Annotated in this window: 1 protein-coding gene; it reads left to right on the top strand. The window is 62.7% G+C overall.

All coding sequences use genetic code 11. From position 1 onward, the window contains the following. The first annotated feature begins 108 nt into the window (after positions 1–108). On the top strand, positions 109–570 hold the full coding sequence (locus ASC93_RS18495) for a GNAT family N-acetyltransferase (protein ID WP_056445533.1): 462 nt from the start codon (positions 109–111) through the stop codon (positions 568–570). Positions 571–608 lie beyond the last annotated feature (38 nt).

The raw sequence follows: 608 nt of genomic DNA, 5'->3' as shown, positions 1-608 counted from the left end.
ATTCCTGCCAGCCGCACCAGCTTTTTCGAAAGGCCAGATCGCAAGATCTGGCCTTTTTCATTTTCCGCGTCGGGGTATGATGTCGTTTTCGATGACACATCCATCAACATGCCCGCCCGACCGACCATCCGCCCGCTCGCACCCACCGACTACGACGGCTGGCGCCCGCTGTGGGACGGTTATAACGCGTTCTACCAGCGCAGCGGCCCCACCGCCCTGCCCGAGGAGATCACGCAGGCCACGTGGAACAGATTCCTCGATCCGGCCGAACCCGTGCACGCCCTGGTGGCCACGGACGCCGGCCGCATCGTCGGCCTCGCACACCTCGTTTTTCACCGCAGCACGACGCGGCTGCACGACGTCTGCTACCTCCAGGACCTGTTCACTGCCCCTGAATTGCGCGGACTTGGCATCGGAAGGCGCCTGATCGAAGGCGTATATGACGCGGCGCGCACTGCGGGCAGTTCGCGCGTGTACTGGCAGACGCAGACGGGAAACGCGGCCGGCCGTGCGCTCTACGATAAAGTCGCCAGGCACCTGGGTTTCATCGTCTATTCGCATGAGCTGTGAGCATCCCGGCAACGGACACTTTGACTATCATGAAACCG

The organism is Massilia sp. Root335 (genome assembly GCF_001425685.1).
GTDB lineage: Bacteria > Pseudomonadota > Gammaproteobacteria > Burkholderiales > Burkholderiaceae_D > Telluria > Telluria luteola.
Note: the sequence above shows the minus strand (reverse complement) of the source record. Positions and strands in the feature narration are given on the sequence as shown.

What these genes read in the sequence shown, in the direction of transcription:
- ASC93_RS18495 (WP_056445533.1), top strand. Translation starts at nt 109, where the DNA reads ATGCCCGCCCGACCGACCATCCGCCCGCTCGCACCCACCGACTACGAC.